Source organism: Paenibacillus sp. GCM10027628 (assembly GCF_042676385.1).
In the GTDB taxonomy this organism is placed as follows: Bacteria; Bacillota; Bacilli; order Paenibacillales; family NBRC-103111; genus Paenibacillus_E.
This window is the reverse complement of record NZ_JBHTHA010000003.1, coordinates 187,076-204,312: the sequence shown is the minus strand read 5'-3', so window position 1 is coordinate 204,312 and position 17,237 is coordinate 187,076. Positions and strand designations below refer to the sequence as shown.

Annotated in this window: 18 protein-coding genes and 1 rRNA gene; 3 read left to right on the top strand and 16 right to left on the bottom strand. The window is 47.3% G+C overall.

Going from position 1 to position 17,237, the window contains the following annotated elements:
* Together ACFQZT_RS07810 and ACFQZT_RS07805 are read right to left on the bottom strand one after the other, a co-directional pair.
* A 16S ribosomal RNA gene (locus tag ACFQZT_RS07810) occupies positions 1 to 249 on the bottom strand; the annotation flags it as partial.
* 354 nt (positions 250 to 603) lie between these two features.
* The gene (locus ACFQZT_RS07805) at positions 604 to 1,476 is read right to left on the bottom strand and encodes a nucleotidyltransferase-like protein (RefSeq protein WP_379298344.1); all 873 of its coding nucleotides are present in this window, start codon (positions 1,474 to 1,476) and stop codon (positions 604 to 606) included.
* A 132-nt stretch (positions 1,477 to 1,608) separates the two neighbouring features.
* Here ACFQZT_RS07805 and ACFQZT_RS07800 point away from each other — a divergent pair, with 132 nt between their 5' ends.
* A complete protein-coding gene (locus ACFQZT_RS07800) occupies positions 1,609 to 2,013 on the top strand; it encodes a DUF2614 family zinc ribbon-containing protein (RefSeq protein ID WP_379298342.1) in 405 nt (134 codons plus the stop codon).
* A gap of 50 nt (positions 2,014 to 2,063) precedes the next feature.
* Here ACFQZT_RS07800 and ACFQZT_RS07795 read toward each other — a convergent pair whose 3' ends face one another.
* The 14 genes from ACFQZT_RS07795 to ACFQZT_RS07730 form a co-directional block, all read right to left on the bottom strand.
* A complete protein-coding gene (locus ACFQZT_RS07795; RefSeq protein ID WP_379298340.1) occupies positions 2,064 to 3,785 on the bottom strand; it encodes a glycosyl hydrolase family 18 protein in 1,722 nt (573 codons plus the stop codon).
* 130 nt (positions 3,786 to 3,915) lie between these two features.
* On the bottom strand, positions 3,916 to 4,350 hold the full coding sequence (gene perR, locus ACFQZT_RS07790) for a peroxide-responsive transcriptional repressor PerR (protein WP_379298337.1): 435 nt from the start codon (positions 4,348 to 4,350) through the stop codon (positions 3,916 to 3,918).
* A 95-nt stretch (positions 4,351 to 4,445) separates the two neighbouring features.
* Positions 4,446 to 5,093, bottom strand: a complete 648-nt coding sequence (locus ACFQZT_RS07785) for a DUF6677 family protein (protein ID WP_379298335.1) — start codon at positions 5,091 to 5,093, stop codon at positions 4,446 to 4,448.
* Between the two features lie 26 nt (positions 5,094 to 5,119).
* Entirely contained in the window at positions 5,120 to 5,434 is a 315-nt protein-coding gene (locus ACFQZT_RS07780; RefSeq protein WP_379298333.1) for a hypothetical protein, read from the bottom strand.
* Entirely contained in the window at positions 5,385 to 5,987 is a 603-nt protein-coding gene (locus ACFQZT_RS07775; protein ID WP_379298331.1) for an RNA polymerase sigma factor, read from the bottom strand. The genes ACFQZT_RS07780 and ACFQZT_RS07775 overlap by 50 nt, the downstream gene beginning before the upstream one ends.
* Positions 5,988 to 6,074: 87 nt before the next feature.
* Positions 6,075 to 6,554 carry a GNAT family N-acetyltransferase gene (locus tag ACFQZT_RS07770; protein ID WP_379298329.1) on the bottom strand — a complete coding sequence of 160 codons (480 nt, stop codon included), beginning with the start codon at positions 6,552 to 6,554 and terminating at the stop codon, positions 6,075 to 6,077.
* A gap of 129 nt (positions 6,555 to 6,683) precedes the next feature.
* Positions 6,684 to 8,135 (bottom strand): Asp-tRNA(Asn)/Glu-tRNA(Gln) amidotransferase subunit GatB, encoded by a 1,452-nt coding sequence (gatB, locus tag ACFQZT_RS07765; RefSeq protein WP_379298354.1) that lies wholly within the window; start codon positions 8,133 to 8,135, stop codon positions 6,684 to 6,686.
* A gap of 26 nt (positions 8,136 to 8,161) precedes the next feature.
* Positions 8,162 to 9,619 carry an Asp-tRNA(Asn)/Glu-tRNA(Gln) amidotransferase subunit GatA gene (gatA, locus tag ACFQZT_RS07760; protein ID WP_379298327.1) on the bottom strand — a complete coding sequence of 486 codons (1,458 nt, stop codon included), beginning with the start codon at positions 9,617 to 9,619 and terminating at the stop codon, positions 8,162 to 8,164.
* Between the two features lie 82 nt (positions 9,620 to 9,701).
* Complete coding sequence (gene gatC / locus ACFQZT_RS07755) at positions 9,702 to 9,989, bottom strand: Asp-tRNA(Asn)/Glu-tRNA(Gln) amidotransferase subunit GatC (protein WP_379298325.1); 288 nt, start codon at positions 9,987 to 9,989, stop codon at positions 9,702 to 9,704.
* 266 nt (positions 9,990 to 10,255) lie between these two features.
* Positions 10,256 to 11,545 carry a TolC family protein gene (locus ACFQZT_RS07750; RefSeq protein ID WP_379298323.1) on the bottom strand — a complete coding sequence of 430 codons (1,290 nt, stop codon included), beginning with the start codon at positions 11,543 to 11,545 and terminating at the stop codon, positions 10,256 to 10,258.
* A gap of 25 nt (positions 11,546 to 11,570) precedes the next feature.
* On the bottom strand, positions 11,571 to 12,791 hold the full coding sequence (locus ACFQZT_RS07745; protein ID WP_379298321.1) for an ABC transporter permease: 1,221 nt from the start codon (positions 12,789 to 12,791) through the stop codon (positions 11,571 to 11,573).
* Positions 12,792 to 12,799: 8 nt separating this feature from the next.
* Entirely contained in the window at positions 12,800 to 14,074 is a 1,275-nt protein-coding gene (locus ACFQZT_RS07740) for an HlyD family secretion protein (protein ID WP_379298319.1), read from the bottom strand.
* A gap of 30 nt (positions 14,075 to 14,104) precedes the next feature.
* A complete protein-coding gene (locus tag ACFQZT_RS07735; RefSeq protein ID WP_379298317.1) occupies positions 14,105 to 14,674 on the bottom strand; it encodes a TetR/AcrR family transcriptional regulator in 570 nt (189 codons plus the stop codon).
* A 149-nt stretch (positions 14,675 to 14,823) separates the two neighbouring features.
* Positions 14,824 to 15,204, bottom strand: coding sequence for an ATPase (locus tag ACFQZT_RS07730; protein WP_379298315.1), 381 nt, complete (start codon positions 15,202 to 15,204; stop codon positions 14,824 to 14,826).
* Positions 15,205 to 15,430: 226 nt separating this feature from the next.
* On the opposite strand from ACFQZT_RS07730, the gene ACFQZT_RS07725 reads away from it, so the two are divergent.
* Entirely contained in the window at positions 15,431 to 15,733 is a 303-nt protein-coding gene (locus ACFQZT_RS07725) for a DUF3817 domain-containing protein (protein WP_379298313.1), read from the top strand.
* A 56-nt stretch (positions 15,734 to 15,789) separates the two neighbouring features.
* Complete coding sequence (locus ACFQZT_RS07720) at positions 15,790 to 17,187, top strand: MATE family efflux transporter (protein WP_379298311.1); 1,398 nt, start codon at positions 15,790 to 15,792, stop codon at positions 17,185 to 17,187.
* The last annotated feature ends 50 nt before the right edge of the window (positions 17,188 to 17,237 follow it).

Sequence of the window (17,237 nt, the reverse complement as noted above, 5' to 3'; positions counted from 1 at the left end):
TACCAACTAGCTAATGCGCCGCAGGCCCATCTGTAAGCCACAGGTTGCCCCGTGTTTCATGGTCTTCTCATGCGAAAAGACCAGCTATCCGGTCTTAGCTATCGTTTCCGATAGTTATCCCAATCTTACAGGCAGGTTGCCTACGTGTTACTCACCCGTCCGCCGCTATCCCCGAAGGGACCGCTCGACTTGCATGTATTAGGCACGCCGCCAGCGTTCGTCCTGAGCCAGGATCAAACTCTCCAAAAAGGTAAAACCTATTTGTTAAGCTGAATAGCTCAATTTCAAAGCTGACGAGATTTTGCAATCTCTTCAAGTTTAGAGTCGATTACTCGACTTGCTTCTTCACTCGTTGTTCAGTTTTCAAAGAACAATTTCTTTCGTTTTTCTTCGTCATCCGTTTAGCGGCGACTTTTATAATATATCACATTCAAGCTAATCAATGCAAGCTTTTTTTCTTTTCCATTTTCTTGCTTGTCTTACATCGATGCTTTCGAAAGTGAACCGTTTTTAGCGGCGAAAGTTAATTTATCATAGAATCCGCAACAAAGTCAAGCATAAAAAAAGAATCGGAACAAAGTCCAATCCTTCATAGGGATAGCGTTATTGTAAAGGGGAGTACTGCAGCTCCAACTCAGTAAATTCCTCGTCAACGGGTACGGCAATTTCTTTGATTAAGCCTTTCTTCACTAGTTTATTCAGTAAAAGCGGGAGATCCACCTTTACTTCCTCCAATAGTGGGTGCCGCTGCAGCTCATCTGTACTCAGAGGATGATCATTGTCGGCCAATATACGTATGAGCGCCTCACAACATCGTTCCATTTTGGACATGACCGAGAACTCACAAGCTAGAAGAACGAGCTGAACTCTTTGTTTTAGCGTTTCTTTACTCGTCGTTAATTCTTCGTAGAGTTTATAGACTCCCGGATTGATTGCACGTATTTGTCTCCAAACTGTAATTTCGGGATGGTATCCGTCTTCGATGATGACAATGCGAGCCCAATGATGCAGTGCTTCTAAAACATTGTTATAAGCATCTAGTAAATGTTCATCAAGTATATATTCCTTGCTTTGTGAATACTTGCGAAGAAACAGGGAGAACTCAACCAGAAGCTTGTGCTCCCGTAGATCAACCGGAAATTCAAGCATTCTGTGGCGAAGTCCTTCCAAGTACGTATTGTGATCCAGAAGTATCTCCCCTTTTAGCAGCCAGTGAATGATATTTCGATTAATTCCATGGCGAATCCATTGCTCCAGCGATGTTGGGTCAACCCATCTTTCTTGTATCCTAGAATCGTCTCTTATATAATTAGTAGCATGATTGTTCAGGCTCAGGTCGTTCGTTATGATAAGAAGCAGTGTATCGAAACCATCTGTCAGTGCGGGAAGTTGCCTTGGGTTTTCAACCGCCATGACACTGATGATTCTTGAGTCATTTCGGAACTTAAGCAAAACCTGCTCTTTATCGATTCCCATGATATCAGAAGCTCCTGTCTTGATTTTTGTTTGTAAACCTATTTCTACATCGCGGACAGAGTTTCCTGCTGATTTCTGTGACAAATCATACAAAAAACCGAATTAGATAGCATATGGGGAGGAAAGAAACTCGTGCGTTTGAAATCAAGTAAAGTGAATGAATTCCGCTTATGGGGTCTGGCTATGACGATGGGCGGCATGCTGTTAATGATCGTTGGACTAGCCGGTGTCGTTTTCGATTGGGGTAAGGCCGGGAGAATTATGGCTATCATCTTTATGATTATCGGTATGATCAGTATGATGGTCAGCATGGGGATTTATTTCTGGGCGGGCATGCTGTCAACTTCGGCAACCGTTATCGATTGTCCGGAATGCGGCAGGAGAACGAAAATGTTAGGCAAGACCGATCGCTGTATGTTCTGCAAAACGATTTTAACGGTCGACCCGCAATATCAACCGGCCGAAGAGAACGAGAATTCCACACCACTTACCCCGCAGCTCGAACCGAACAGAGACCATGAGCATAAGCCTCATTGATCCAAGTAATAAAGCCGATCCCTCGCGGGTCGGCTTTTCTTGTTTAGGGATTATTTTTTCTCCAAAGTATCTTGAATGACTTTCCACATAGCCGGTTGCTCGAAGCCTCTTCTCCATGAAGCGACTCCTGCCAGATCATATTTTTTAACAAGTTCAATTCTTGATTTCAATGAGGTCTCGTCTTCCAGCCAAATCCGCATGAGCTTCTCACCTTCTTTATACTCCACATAATTCTGACCCGTTTCGGGAGAAAATGCTGGTGTCAGCTTTTTATCGTTAATAATCGTTTGGGCGGCTTCCATGGTTAAAGTTTTGGAGCTTACGGTTGTCTTACCGCCTTTGGTTTCTTCTGTCCATTGACGTGTATAGAATGGAACCCCAAGGACAAGCTTATTAGGCGGGACCTTTTCGCCATTAAGCAATTGAGTGATCGATTTCTCCGTCCAAGGCAAAGAGGACACTGATCCGGATTTAGGACTTGAAGCCCAATATTCATCGTAGGCCATGACCATCATGTAGTCCACGACCGCAGCGAGAGCAGGTCTGTCGTAAAACATCGACCACATCTCGTTTGTCGATTTTGGCGTTACATCAATCGAGACGGCCAATCCTTGATCGTGCATAAACGGCGTCATTTCCCGAACGAATTGGACGAGGTTCTCTTTATCTTTGAGATACACGTTTTCGAAATCGATGTTAAACCCTTGCAATTTATAAGTTTGGGCAAAGCCAAGAAGCTGCTTGATGATCTTCATACGGGAATCATAAGTAGACAATGCTTGTGAGGTACGGTCAGGCTCGAAGCCGTTGCTGAATATCGGCCAAACCTGATATCCCCGTCCTTGTGCCCATTTGACATAGGTTGGATCAGCCATATTCTTCACTTGGCCCTGTCCATCAGATAAAGAAAACCATGTTGGGCTGATGACTTGGAGGCCAGGCATATCGCCTATTTTGGTCGTATCCGGATTCTTGGTGATCACATGCTCCCAAGTCATATTGAGCTTACCGCTGAGCGATTTCCAAGGCACATAAGCAGCCGTAGTCTCTTGAACAGGGATAGTTTCCTCATGATCCTGGATAATATCAGCTTTACGAACGTAACCAATTGGACCGCTTTCCTGCTGTATTTTTAACCAATCCGTTTCTTCACTTAGAATCATGACCTGCTCGTTTAATGCTAGAGTAGAAACAATCGGCGCCTTAATCGTCGCTTCGGTACGGACCTCAGCACCATCCGGATTCGTTTGTTTGCCCCAAATGATAGTGTCACCTTGCTTATGCAGAATGACAGTTCCTGATTTTTCCGACTCACGAATATCAAAAGGATATAATTGACGCAGGGGCTCAATAGGCACGAAAATCTCATTATCTTTCTTCTCTACTGGAAATGACAATGTGATAGGTTTCTCGTTCATTAGGGCAGACAGCTCAGCAGTTTTAAAGCGTAAGACCTTATCTTTGGTAGTGATGATGACAGAATCACTGGCTTTCTCATATATAATGGACGGATCCACCCATTCCTGAATGAGTTCGAGGGGAAGCTTTAAGCTTTCTTTTTCACCGATCGCGCTTGTCGGAAAATAATTGCCATGGTAAAACACGGCTTTCTTCAGATCATGATAATCCGTCTCTACATGCTGTCTATTCGGCGCAAAGTATTGCCATAGAAAAAATGCTACACCCGACGCTAGACCTATAAAAACAATAAAAAATAAGAACAAAATTCTTCTAAGAGACTTTCTACGATGCAATTGGTATTCTGTCGGCATGGGGTGCAAATCTTCACTTCCTTCTGGGAGAATGCAAAAGAAAAACGCGCTCTTCCCTTCTCCATTGGAGAAGTTCTGAACACGTTTCATTATACAACATAGATGTAGGAAATGAGGAGTTCTGCTAAAGTTAATGCTTGGTAATCCCCGTACAATCCGCGCAAACGCCATAAACCTCTAATCGATGACCACGAACCTTAAAGCCCGTCTGCTGAGCTGCGGTTTCCTCAACGTCATGGAGAGGCGGGTACTCGAAATCCGTAATTTTGCCGCATACTTCACAAAGCGCATGATAGTGATCGGTCATATCCGCATCAAAACGGCTAGAGCTATCTCCATAAGTAAGCTCGCGTACAAGTCCGGCTTCAATAAATACTTTGAGATTGTTGTACACAGTTGCAACGCTCATATTAGGAAACTTCGATTCAAGCGATTTATAAATGTCATCTGCGGTCGGATGAGTCATAGAATCCAGCAAAAAGGATAGAATGGCATGCCGTTGAGGGGTCATCCGAACACCGGTTGTTTTTAACTTGGCTAGAGCCTGTTCTAAATGTACTGTCATGATACTCACCACCTGATGTTAGTCGATAATGCTTTACATTATATTGTACGTGTGCTTCTCGACTTTTGTCAATGATGGCAGTTTCGGCAGGAGCATCATTCCGATTTATTTTTACGAGTTTCCAGCAAAAACATGGCAAGGCCTGCGACGATAAGCACGACAGAACCGATGTAGGAACCCATCAAATCAAAAAGTCCCGCGAACCAACGAGGTTTGGAGCTTAATAAGAAAAACAATACACCGATAGTGATCAGCATAACTCCGAGGTTGCTGCCGCGAAACAGTTTCTGCAACGGATCCTGTGTGAAACTGCCCTCAGCGCCGTTCGCGAACTCTCCGAACTCATTGCGCCGATTTACGTTATCCGTAGCCTGCAGGGCATCGAAAACGTTGTAAAAGTAAATGACCGGAAGAAACAAAGCAAAAAGCGTTACCATCGGCACGGAGACAACATGCTCCTGTCGATCTTGGGAAACAAGCGTTGTGATTGTGAAAATGTCGAGAATGAGCAGCAGCATGATGAACAGGCCGCGCTGCATGAGCCCAAGGTAGAAATGACCGGTCCCCGGCACGAGCAAAGAAAGCAGGCCTGCCACGAATTTGCGCTTCTTGGGAGCTTGAAAATAAGGTGCATAGGGCATATTCGTATAATTTGGAGCCGTAGGTCGCGAGTAAGGATCTTGCAGCAGATCATCATGTGCAGGAAACTCTGGTATGCGATGGTTGTCTTTAGGCATGTTCATGATTGACGCCTCCAATCTGGTATAATTTACGATTGCAGAAATTGGGAAAGATGCTGAATGTAGGCTGTTAGCTGATTGATTCCTGTATCGATGTTCAAGATCTTGTTCACGATACCCGACTGGATCAAGAGTAAAGCGGCAGCGACTGCGATGAAGCTATTGATGATCTCACTTCTTCGGCGCGACTTTTTTCCAGTTAGCGTCTGCGTAGATTCCGGTCCGAGAATGGAGTACATGACACGATCTGAGAATGCGGACGGGGGGTCAATCAGCGGCATCTCATCCAAGAGCTTATTTAGGGATTGCGTGAGCCGGGCGTCGTCTGGATGGTTCAGACTCATGCGGATTCACCTCCAACCATTTTTCCTTGAGCATCGCTTTGCCTCGGTACAATCTAGTTTCAAGGGTCTTAACGGGTAATCCGGTGACCTCGGACATTTCTTGATACGAGAGCTGCTTATAATGATACAAATACATGATCAATCTATACTTATCCGGCAGTTTCGAAAGCAAATCTTGCATACGCTGCTGTTCATCCTTAAGTATAACGACCTCCTCAGGCTGCTCTCGGGCATCTGTCAGCCAGCTTTTCATTTTATCGAGGAGCGCCACGTAAGACTTCCGCTTCTGAGAACGGCGGTAGTCCGTTACAAGATTCGTCGTCAAACGGTACAACCAGGTAGTAAACTTCGCATCGCCACGAAAATGAATTAATGAGCGAAACAGCTTCACGAATACTTCCTGGGTTAAGTCCTCGGCAGTTTCTTTGTGCTCTACCATTCGGTAAACGATCGTATAGATGTAACTCTTGTGCCGTTCCACCAATACACGATAGGCCTCGGATTGACCTTGACGGACCCGATCGATCAGCTGCTCATCCGTCAAATTGTCCATGCCTGACTTCCCCCTCTCCGTATGTCCTTAAAATTAGACGACGCCGATGAGAATTCCCCTTCAAACTTTTCTTCAAGAATTGAGAAATCAAACCTCTGTGGGTCTCTCGAAAGTGGTCAGGCTGACGCCAGGAGGAACGGTGAAGACCCTGCGCTGTACGAAACCGAAGCCCTCATACAATTGAATTGCCGGAAGATTGGCCGTGCCGGTAGATACAATAAATCGGGAAGCCCCGCTCCTCTGCTGGTCATCCAGTACATATTGAATCAATGCGCGGGCAATGCCGCGTCTAAAATAATCCGGGTGCACCATCATTCTGCAGATCGTTACAATCGTTCCTTCACGAGAAAAAGAAATGGCTCCTGCAAGATGGCTCCTTCCTCCTTCTTCGGCGTAATAGCCGTAAAAAGTCTCGTCCGCTTCGCGAATCGAAGCGATACCATCCTTCAGTGGCGGGATGTCATCAAAGCCGATCATTTCGGCCTCAACACGATATGATGCGATTTGTAAGGAGAGCAGGATTAAAATCTCTTCGTTGGTTTGAAGTGCAAGCGGTTGGATAGTCAAGCGGGATCCCCCTTTATAGATGAGAAAAAGTGGTGTCCTGGAAAGGATCACCACTTTATACATTACCACATCAGAAAGTTTAGTTTCACTATAACGCTAAAACGCGGTGAAGACTTTCATGCGGGCGAATCATTTGCTGTTCAGGCACTCGACAATTAATTTGTTGACGAGTCCTGGATTCGCTTTGCCCTTGGTTTCTTTCATGACTTGTCCAACCAGGAATCCTACCGCTTTTTCTTTACCCGCCTTGAAATCCGCTACAGATTGAGGGCTATTCGCTACAACCTGCTCTACAACAGCCTTAATGGCGCCTTCATCGCTGATTTGTACGAGTCCCTGCTCTTCAACGATCTTTTGAGGATCCTTTCCGGTTTCAATCAGTTCCTTGAAGACGGTTTTGGCAATTTTGCTGGAGATCGTGCCTTTCTCGATCAATCCGATCATTTCACCTAAGCCTCTTCCTGTGATCTTCACATCTTGAAGTTCAAGGTTATTGGCATTCAGATAGCCGAGCAGATCGCCCATGATCCAGTTCGAGACGGCTTTGGCGTCTTTCGTATACTGCAAGCTCTCTTCGAAGAAATCCGCCAGCTTCATGGAGGCGGTGATCACATCGGCATCATAGCTAGGCAACCCGTACTCGCTAGCATATCGCGCTTTACGGGCATCCGGCAGCTCAGGGATGGTCGCCTTCACACTTGCTTTCCACGCATCGTCGATGTAAAGACTAACCAGATCAGGGTCCGGGAAGTAGCGATAGTCATGTGCCTGTTCCTTGCCGCGCATGGATAAGGTTTTGCCTTGCGCATCGTCCCAGCGGCGCGTCTCCTGCTCGACTTCACCGCCATCGCGGAGGATTTCCGCTTGACGGTATTCCTCGTACTCGAGTCCTCGCTGGACACCGCGGAACGAGTTCATATTCTTCAGTTCGGCTCTCGTGCCGAACTTCTCTTGTCCGAATGGACGAAGGCTAATGTTAGCGTCGCAGCGCAGCGAGCCTTCTTCCATTTTCACATCCGAAACGTCGCAATAGAGCATGATCGCCCGAAGCTTCTCAAGATAAACTCGTGCTTCTTCTGGAGAACGCAGATCGGCCTCGGATACGATTTCGATCAATGGCGTTCCCGCCCGGTTCAAATCGACAAGGGAGGCATAACCGCCGTCAACGTGCGTCAGCTTGCCCGCATCTTCTTCCAGATGAACGCGATTCACGCGAATACGCTTGGTCACGCCGTTCACTTCAATATCGATCCACCCGTTCTGGCCGATCGGCTGGTCATATTGCGAGATTTGATATGCATCCGGCGAATCCGGGTAAAAGTAATTTTTACGGTCAAATTTACTGTGGGTTGCTATCGTACAGTTCAGCGCCATGGCTGCCTTCATCGCATACTCCACCGCTTGACGATTCAATACAGGCAAAACGCCCGGATGACCGAGGCATACCGGACATGTATTCGTATTCGGAGGGGCTCCGAACGAAGTCGCACAGCTGCAAAATATTTTGGAAGCGGTATGAAGTTCAACGTGAACTTCCAGACCAACTACCGTTTCAAATTGTGTATCCGTTGCCGTCAAAATGAAAGCCTCCTTCGTTTAAACATCCTCTACAACTGCGGGCGTTGTTTGTGGTGATCGGTGTTCTGCTCGAACGCATGGGCTACGCGCAGAAGCGTAGCTTCATCGAGCGCTTTGCCAATGACTTGCAAGCCGACCGGCAGACCGTTTACGAAGCCACAAGGTACGCTGATCGCAGGAATACCCGCCAAGCTGACCGGAATGGTTATAATATCGTTCAAATACATCGTAAGCGGATCGTTGCTCTGCTCGCCGATACGGAAAGCAGGCGTTGGAGCCGTCGGCCCGATGATGATATCGTATTTCTCAAACACTTGATCAAAATCTTGCTTGATCAGCGTGCGGACTTTTTGCGCTTTAAGGTAGTACGCATCGTAGTACCCCGAGCTGAGCGCGTAGGTGCCGAGCATGATGCGTCGTTTCACCTCTGGGCCGAAGCCTTCGCTGCGCGACATATGGTATACGTCGAGCAGGTTGCGTGCATTGTCAGAACGAACGCCGTAGCGGACGCCGTCAAAGCGCGCCAGGTTCGAAGATGCCTCCGACGAAGCGAGCAAGTAGTAAGCAGCTACTGCATATTCGGAATGCGGAAGAGATACTTCTTCCCAAACAGCGCCGAGGCTCTCCAGCACTTTCAGCGCTTCGAGCACTTTTTCTTTTACGGCAGGGTCGATCCCCTTGCCCATGTACTCTTTTGGCACGCCGATGCGAAGTCCTTTGACATCCCCAGTCAAAGCGCTGAGGTAGTCGGGGATTTCAACGTTCACCGAAGTGGAATCTTTCGGATCGTATCCTGCGATCGCTTGCAGCAGGTACGCGGAGTCTTCGACGTTCTTCGTCAGCGGCCCGACCTGGTCGAGCGAGGATGCGAATGCGACGAGACCGTATCGGGACACGAGACCGTATGTCGGCTTCAGACCGACGATGCCGCAGTAAGCAGCCGGCTGGCGAATGGAGCCGCCGGTGTCGGTGCCGAGGGCGAAATACACTTCGCCCGCAGCTACTGCTGCAGCGGAGCCGCCGCTGGAGCCGCCTGGCACGTAATCCGTGTTCCATGGATTGTGGGTCGTATGGAACGCGGAGTTCTCGTTGGATCCGCCCATGGCGAACTCGTCCATGTTGAGCTTGCCGATGGTTACGGTTTGCGCTTCTTTCAATCTGCTTACAACCGTCGCATCGTAAATAGGGTTATAATTCGATAAGAATTTGCTCGCGCAGGTCGTTTTCAAGCCTTCGGTGACCAAATTATCTTTAATCCCGATAGGTAAACCGAACAATGGGTTACTAACGTTACCCACGCCCAACTGCTCATCCAACAGTTTGGCTGTTTGTTTTGCATTTTCTTCATCCAAAGTAAGGAATGCGCGAACTTTCCCTTCAACTTCTTGGATGCGTGTATAGGATTGATCCACGAGATCGGCGACCTTAAGCTCTTTGCCCTGAAGCTTCGCGTGGATATCTTGTAAGTTTAGATCAAACAAAGACAACGACAGGCACTCCCTTTCAAATATGGTACGTTAGATGCAGGTTTATTCGCCAATCAGTCTGTCATCTGATGTGGTCAATGGACTATTCGAGGACGGCCGGTACTTTGAACTGCCCATCTTCTTCGTCTGGCGCATTTAATAATATTTTTTCAATTGGCAGAGACGGCTGAGTTACGTCCTCACGCATAACATTCACTAAAGGCATGGCATGGCTGGTGGGAGCTACACCTTCCGTATCGAGTTCATTCAACTGTTCGGCATATTTTAAAATGGCATTCAGCTGCTCGGTAAATTGTTCCTTCTCATTGTCACTGAGATCGAGTCTAGCCAACTTTGCGACGTGCTCGACATCTGCTTTAGTAATACTCAAGTTTTCTACACCCCTTTTTTTCAGCGTTTAGTCATTCTTTTCATTATATCCCAGATATTTTGCGAACTCAATCCGGAATCCCTGTACGCTATTTAATGTGGGAATGGTAAAAACCCGGTTTTAAAGAACAAAGGTCTATATGTAAAGAACAAAATGGTGGTGATGGCACCAACGAAAAACACAGTCTCTACCAAAAGGACAGATGCCCTATTCATCTGGTAAAGACTGTGTTTGGTTTGGTAATAGCGTGTTGTATTGAAGAAAATTTATTGGATAAACCCGGTGTCCATCGCTTTCGCTTTTTCTTTTAGAGCGTAATATTTGAGTTTGGCGGCGGCCAGTGTCGTCTCGTTCTGGCGCACCTTCAGTTCGAATTTGTTCAGATCATGCTTGGCGATGACGCCCACGCTGTAGCGGAATTTCATTTTCTCGAAATCGGCTTTTACGTCATTCAGGTTGCGCTGTTCGGTAAGGACGGTTTGATAAGCATTTTTGGCGTCATTATAGGTAGTTTGGATCTTTTTCGTCAGTTCCAGCTTCGTTTGCTCGTTCTTTTGCCCGTTGATCGCCAGATTAGCGCCGAGATAACTGTCTCCGTATGTGTTTTGCGTGACGGAATATCCAGTCTCCCAGACCGCTTCATCGATATTGTTGCCGGACATTTTCATCTGGTATGAATTTTTCAGCAGGGTAATCGTGTCCGTTTCGGCGATGGGTTCAATCGTAATCGGATCGATATCCTTGATGATCAAATTCGGGTCATACGAGATCCCGATATCCGTCGAAAGCTGTACAAGACCTAAGCGATAGTTGTTTGTTAAGGTCACGATATCGTCTTTTTGCTTATTAAGAGCTTTTTTGGCTGTTTGCACATCGTCGGAGGAAGCCAGGCCCTGCTGCGCAAAGAGCGTTGCTTTAAGCAAATCTTTTTCTATTACCGCCTGGTACTGCTGCATGAAATCAAGCTGTTTCTTCTGGCCAAGCAACTGCACGTACTGTGCGATTGTTTGCAGGCGGATTCCGGCCTTCGCTTCGTCGCTTTGGAGCAGCGAGTTGCGCTGATCGGTTTCAAGCTGATGGGCGGCTGTCTTCATTTGGGCGCGCTGCGAAGAGATGATTTTGTTCATACCGCCGGCCATGGCGCCCATGCCCTGCAGCATTTGGTTCATGGCTGAATTTTGCATGATCGTCCATGCCATGTCGGTAGGATCAGTGATCGGAGGCATGCCTGGCGTGTTCGCGATCTCCGTAGGCGTATTTGGAAGATGACCGGGCGTAAAGGATGGTGAGCCCATATCGTTCATTTGCTGCTCCAGATCGCCTTTTTTACTGCCTTGAGCCGCATATTTGAGTAAGAGCAGATTGAGATTGTGCGAATCTTTGAGCGCTTTATCCAACACATAGTTTAAATCGATCGAGGAGACCGTCTCCAGCACATCGCTGTTAACATAAACATTCTGTTTCGGATCCGTATCGGTGTTGTCGGCCCAAACGAGCGCTTGCGAACTTGAAAAGAGTAACAGGGCTGCAGATAAGCTGATCAGAGATTTTTTCAAGATAATCGCATCCTTTCAATAATGGTTACGCGGTTAGATTGGTTCCTGAAGGAAGCGCGGGTTGCGCCCCAGCAGCGGCTTTTTCGGTTTTTTTCTTGGAAAACACGACAAAACGTGTCAGCAGCATGGCGATAAAGTAGGTCAATGCACCGGTCAAAATCAATGCGATGCAATCGTGACTGATGACCGACATATCGTTTCCTTTGACAAATACGTTGCGTACGCCGTCCAAGAAGTAAGTGAGCGGTAGCAAATGTCCCAGCACCTGCAGCGCTTTGGGCATAGCTTCCATCGGCCATGTGAATCCGGAAAGCATGAAGGAAGGCACCGCAATGAGCATCGCCGTCTGCGTCGCGCCAAGCTGGTTGCCGGAAAACAGACTGATCAGATAGCCGATCCCGCTGACCGCGAAGGTGAAGCAAAGAATGAGGCCGAGCCCGACAAGCAGGCTTCCCCCCAGCGGTGCTCCGAACGCGTACAATGCGATGACAAAAGCGACGGCGCTGTTAAAGAGGTTGATCAAGAAGTAAGGAGCCGTCTTCGCATAAGCGATCCGCCAAGGATTTTGCTTCCAAACCGCAAACCGCTGCCAAGTGCCCCCATCCTTCTCCCTTGTGATCGTTAAGGCGATGCCAAGAAATAATACTTGCTGTAAAATAGCGCCCATAAGACCGTAAAGCATAAAATCGCTATAGTTAAATGCGGAATTGTACATAATGCGGTAACGATAAGGAATCGGCGACAGGGTGTTCATCACTTGTTCGCTTTGAAGCCCTTGCTGCAGCTGAAGCTTTTTCATCGAATAACCCATGCTGAACGTGGTGATGACTTCGTTAGCGCCTTTGGTTGCCGAGTTTGATATCATCATGTTGCTGCCATCGATAAGCGTCAATAGAGGCAGTGTTTCACCATGCTTCAGTTTCGCTTCAAAATTAGAAGGAATGATCAGCCCTACCTTGGCTTCCCCGCTGGACAAAGCCCGCTTCACTTCTTCTTCCGAATGATACTCCTTCGTGATATGGAACGATTCGCTCTGTTCGAAGGCTTGAATGATTTGGCGGCTTAAGGGACTTTGGTCTTCGTCGATCACCACGGTGGCCATCTCGGTCACTTTATGATGCATATAGATCGATCCGAAGAGCACTGTGTACATAATCGGAACGAAGAACAAGATGAGAAAAAGCCTCCGGTCCTTCAGAATGTGCATCCATTCTTCTGATATCAGTTTGCCAATCCGAAGATCCATCTCTTTCATCACCCTTCCGTTTTACCGTTCCACTGCAGCGTCATGCCGGTTGTCGCGCTATCCGGGAGCTGCTTTAACTCCACTTTAATGCCAAAAGATCGAATGTCCGTTTCACCCGAAGTTTGGGTGGCTTTCTTGACGGCAAAGTCCGGTGCGGCAGCGACCGTCGAAACTGTGCCTTCCACTTTCTCACCTGTAGATAGAAGCGTCATGCTGATTTTGTTGCCCACTTTAAGTCCCGCTACTGCCGTTTCCGGCATGTAGAACTTCACCCATCGCGTCTCTGTCGATTCCATGGAGAACACAGGGAACCCTGATCCCACAAGCTCGCCAACTTGGGCGGATTGGGAAAGAATTAAGCCATCCGTCGGTGCAAGCAATTCCGTGTAGCTCAAATAAGTCTCTGCTTCGAGCTGTGCGGCTTTCGCTTGCTGTTCGCCGGATTGCGCGGATTTGACCGCGCCTTGCGCCTGCTTCACGGAAGCCTCCGCTGCAGCTACGTCGCCTTGCCTTACCTGCACGGTTTCACGATTCGCTTCGGCAAGCTTAAGCGCAGCTTTCGCCTGCTCCAGAAGCGCCTCCGCTCCGCGAATTTCTTCCTCGCGCGGACCCTGATTGGCCATATTGTACTGCTGTTCGGCCAGATCCTTCTTCGTCTTCGCTTCCTGATAGCTCACTTTCACTTTATCGACATCGGCTTGAGACACGAGCCCTTGTTCAAGCATCGCATTCATCCGATTCAGGTTCTGCTCGGCGATCGTATAGACATCAGTCGCAGCCTTGAACTGAATCTCGGCCTGCTTCTTCTCTTCCGGACGCGCACCGTTGTGCAGAGCGTCAACTTTGGCCTGAGCTGCACTCACGGCAGCTTGGGCCTGTGCGACTTGCTGCTCGGCGGTGTCAGCCGTCACGTTCACGCCGGCAATGCCTTGCTGCTTCTTCGCTTCCGCCGTAGCGGTCGCACCTTCCGCTTCGGCGATTTTGCCTTGCGCGAGTGATACAGCCGCTTTCGCCTGCGCGACTTTCGCTTCAATCTCGGTACTTTGCAAGCGGGCCAGCACCTGGCCTTTTTTCACCGTGTCGCCTTCTTTCACGAGAATTTCCGTGACTCTGCCGCCTACTTTAAAGCTGGCGCTAACCTCGTTCGTTTCAATATAAGCCGTCGGATGAACCTGATTGACCGGGTCCGTTTGACTGATCGCCTGCTTGGACGTTAAAAGGAAAGCACTCGTACCAATGACTACCGCCATCACCGAATAAATGATTGGTCGTATAAATCGCATGTCTACCCCTCCGTAAGAAATCAAAATATATTATTGGCTCAAGAAATTGCCGAAATAAAGCTGCAGCAGCTCAGAAATGCGCTCATTCGTTAAGGGAGCGTTTTGTTTCTCCCAATCAAAAACTAAAGCGACATATAGTTTAAACATGATAAAAGCCGTTATTTTCGGATCGCAGCTTTTCATGGTGCCGTTATGTATGGCGCGCTCAATGTGCTGGCTGATAAACTCAACTACTCCCGTTTCGATGCTCGACATCGCTTCATGAGCGACCTGGCTTCCGTATTGCTGAACTTCATGCGCTAATTGAATAAGCATTTCATGTTCTTTCCGAAACACGAGAATGCCATAAATGGCGCCGTGAATTTTCTCAAATGACGTACTGCCTTCCATAATCGCCTTCTCCGCGACGGCTTTCATTTCCGCAACCAGAGATTGCACGATTTCATGCAGAAGATCTTCTTTATTGGCAAAAAATGTATAGATCGTCGCTTTACCCACGCCGGCAATTTTGGCGATCTGATCCATCGTTGTTCCTTTATAACCGAAAAGCGCGAAAGATTTTTTAGCGGATTCCATAATCATTAATTTTTTTTGATCCATTTTGGCACCTCAGAACTGAAATACTAATTTAGTTTTATATTCGAAAGTTAATATACCACCATTTCCTGTATTTATCAATAGAAATGACAAAAAAACCCGTCATCATCAGGGGAGCCCCAATTGATATACGGGTTTATATAATCATTCCATTATATCCAAGCCTTCAGACCGACTTGTTTAATGAAGTCTTCTCGTGATTGAACGTCTTTGTTCGGCTCAATCTGAACTTCGTCCAGCGAGTCCCCGTTCATGATTCTCCGAAACAACTCCTCATTCTTCGTAGAAAGCGCATAATCGATGAGGGCCTCTTTCTCGATACGCTCCGCTTCCTGCGTGAGAAGCACTTCTTCCAGCTCGATATCGGATGCGGGTACGTAATAATGCTTGTTTTCTTTAGGAATACGTACGACGTAATCAAAAATGTTATCCGCATTTCGATCATATGCAATGATATATCCATATTGTCCAATAGGCAGATTCTGCTCTAGGCTATCGGCAATGACGATGATTTTTTCACCAAGACGAAGCATCGAAATTCCCCCTGACTATGTGTTGCTCTAAGTGGTATCATATGGTGACGGTTGCTTTCTAGTAAAGTAATAGTACTAAAAAAAATAGATTGTGTCCAATAGATGAAGCGCGATCGCATTCAAAAAGAAAACCGATCCATTGAAATCTGTTGTTCATATGGAATTCATAATTCAATCCTATAATTCTAGTAGAATTCATACTCATCTTTCTAAGGAGTTGCTGGCGATGCTCAAAAGGTCTTTAACTTTTCTTCATTATGTCGGATTAGCCGAAGGTGCTTCTTTTCTCATTCTGCTTGGCGTTGCCATGCCGCTGAAATATTTTCTCGATCTTCCGCAAGCTGTCCGGATTTTCGGTATGGCCCATGGCGTTCTGTTCGTCTTGTATCTCTTGGCACTGGGACTCGTAAAGTTAAATCACCGCTGGCCGATGAAACGAATGCTCATTGCTTTCATTGCCGCATTTCTCCCATTCGGTCCTTTTATTCTCGACGGACAACTTCGCAAGGACTTAAAATTTCTGGATTAGGCTGGAAGCTGTTATACTGATGGGAGATCCAATTTTACAGAACAAGGAGATCAACCATGAGTGGGAATAACGCCCAAAAAGCACGCCCTTCTTTGACGGAAGGCCCGATTACCAAGACTTTAATTTTATTTTCGCTCCCTATTTTACTAGGCAATGTGCTTCAAACCTTGAACGGATCTATCAACTCCATATGGATCGGCAAGTTTCTGGGAGAGGGCGCCCTAGCGGCAACATCCAATGCCAACATTATTATGTTTTTCCTCATCAGCGCTATCTTTGGATTCGCTATGGCGGCCGTCATTTTAATCGGTCAAAATCTTGGAGCCAAGAAGGTCGACGAGGCCAAGAAAGTCGTAGGCACGAGCACGGTTTTTTTCAGCATTTTATCCATTATCGTGGCACTTATCGGTCTCTTATTCTCATCAACCATTCTGGACCTAATGAACACGCCTGCTGATATTAAGGATCTTGCCATTACTTACACCCGCATTATGTTCGCCGGCGTTCCGTTCATGTTCGGTTTTAATCTGGTTATGGCATTCCTGCGCGGTTCGGGGGATGCGAAAACGCCGTTTTATTTTTTGTTATTGTCCGCCATCCTCGATGTGGTGCTCAATCCACTGCTTATTAAAGGCATGGGGCCTTTTCCGCAAATGGGAATCGCCGGTTCGGCAGTTGCTACTTTTATCGCGCAATCGATCAGCTTCGTGCTGTTAATTTTGTATTTGTATCAGAAAAAATACTTTTTGCGCATTACAAGAAGCGATACTCATTTGCTTCGAATCAATTGGACGATTATTCGTACTTTGGTTCAAAAAGGACTGCCGATGGGGCTGAATATGATCGTCGTTTCACTAAGCAACCTGATTCTCGTCCATTTGGTCAATTCCTTCGGATCGGAATCGACAGCAGCCTTCGGGGTCTCCATGCAGATCTCTAGTTATGTGCAAATGCCGGCGATGGCTATCGGCGGAGCCGTTACTTCAATGGCGGCGCAAAATATCGGTGCGGGAAAATGGGATCGCGTTACGAGGATTACATGGTCAGGCGTGAGCGTCAACATCGTCCTTACCGGCCTTCTGGTCGTATTGCTTCATTTGTTCAACCGCGAAACGGTAGGTCTCTTCCTCCCAGCTGAGGGGAAAGCCATTGATATTGGCGTACACATTAACAATCTGACGGTTTGGTCGTTTATCCTATTCGGCATCTTTAACGTTGTTGCCGGGGTTGTCCGCTCTGCCGGGGCTGTCGTATTCCCGCTTGTTGTCGCATTCATCGCCTTGTTGCTCGTTCGTATTCCTCTAGCTACGTATATAGGTCATACCATCGGGTTCGATGCGATCTGGTGGACGTTCCCGATCAGTTTCACGGTCGCAGCTACGCTGAATGTGCTGTATTACCGGTTCGGCGGCTGGAAAAAGGCTAAGATGATACCGAGTCCAGGTCGATCGTAAATATGCGAAAAAGTCTGCTAGCGCCCAAGTTCATGGGTCCGAGCAGACTT

Excerpts from the sequence above, each read along its gene's own strand:
- ACFQZT_RS07740 (WP_379298319.1), bottom strand. The coding sequence starts at position 14,074 with ATGCGATTTATACGACCAATCATTTATTCGGTGATGGCGGTAGTCATT.
- ACFQZT_RS07805 (WP_379298344.1), bottom strand. The coding sequence starts at position 1,476 with ATGGGAATCGATAAAGAGCAGGTTTTGCTTAAGTTCCGAAATGACTCA.
- ACFQZT_RS07735 (WP_379298317.1), bottom strand. The coding sequence starts at position 14,674 with ATGGATCAAAAAAAATTAATGATTATGGAATCCGCTAAAAAATCTTTC.
- ACFQZT_RS07780 (WP_379298333.1), bottom strand. The coding sequence starts at position 5,434 with ATGAGTCTGAACCATCCAGACGACGCCCGGCTCACGCAATCCCTAAAT.
- ACFQZT_RS07785 (WP_379298335.1), bottom strand. The coding sequence starts at position 5,093 with ATGAACATGCCTAAAGACAACCATCGCATACCAGAGTTTCCTGCACAT.
- perR (WP_379298337.1), bottom strand. The coding sequence starts at position 4,350 with ATGACAGTACATTTAGAACAGGCTCTAGCCAAGTTAAAAACAACCGGT.
- ACFQZT_RS07730 (WP_379298315.1), bottom strand. The coding sequence starts at position 15,204 with ATGCTTCGTCTTGGTGAAAAAATCATCGTCATTGCCGATAGCCTAGAG.
- ACFQZT_RS07775 (WP_379298331.1), bottom strand. The coding sequence starts at position 5,987 with ATGGACAATTTGACGGATGAGCAGCTGATCGATCGGGTCCGTCAAGGT.
- ACFQZT_RS07725 (WP_379298313.1), top strand. The coding sequence starts at position 15,431 with ATGCTCAAAAGGTCTTTAACTTTTCTTCATTATGTCGGATTAGCCGAA.
- ACFQZT_RS07720 (WP_379298311.1), top strand. The coding sequence starts at position 15,790 with ATGAGTGGGAATAACGCCCAAAAAGCACGCCCTTCTTTGACGGAAGGC.
- ACFQZT_RS07745 (WP_379298321.1), bottom strand. The coding sequence starts at position 12,791 with ATGGATCTTCGGATTGGCAAACTGATATCAGAAGAATGGATGCACATT.
- ACFQZT_RS07795 (WP_379298340.1), bottom strand. The coding sequence starts at position 3,785 with ATGCCGACAGAATACCAATTGCATCGTAGAAAGTCTCTTAGAAGAATT.